The 316-nt window shown below is 71.5% G+C and carries 1 protein-coding gene; it reads right to left on the bottom strand.

The window, feature by feature from the left end; genetic code table 11:
* On the bottom strand, positions 1–316 hold a 316-nt coding region (locus tag ACQRAQ_RS08660; protein ID WP_427794562.1), incomplete at both ends, for a transposase.

The following is a 316-nucleotide window of genomic DNA, read 5'->3' as shown; positions in this document are numbered from 1 at the left end:
CCTCCTCCTCGAGCGCCCTGACCTCCTCGGGCGGCAGCTCGCCTTTGGCAGGCCTGCCGCGCTTGCCCTCGGGCCTGGGCCTGGCGGCCCTGGCGGCGGCCCTGGCGGCGTTCCACTCCTCGCAGCGCACGGCGTCGAGCGCGTCGTTCATCCACTGGACCACGTGGAAGGGGTCCATGACCCACCTCGCGTTGGGGCAGCGGCGCTTGACCAGCTGCCTTATCCACCTCGCGCCGTCGGCGGTCACCACCTCTATGGCGCGCCTCTGCTCGCGCGTGAGCTCGTCGAGGAACAGGTTGAGCACGTCCTTGCCGGT

This window comes from Collinsella sp. SGI.178 (assembly GCF_050313495.1).
Taxonomy (GTDB): domain Bacteria; phylum Actinomycetota; class Coriobacteriia; order Coriobacteriales; family Coriobacteriaceae; genus Collinsella.
This window is presented reverse-complemented; position numbering and strand designations above follow the sequence as displayed.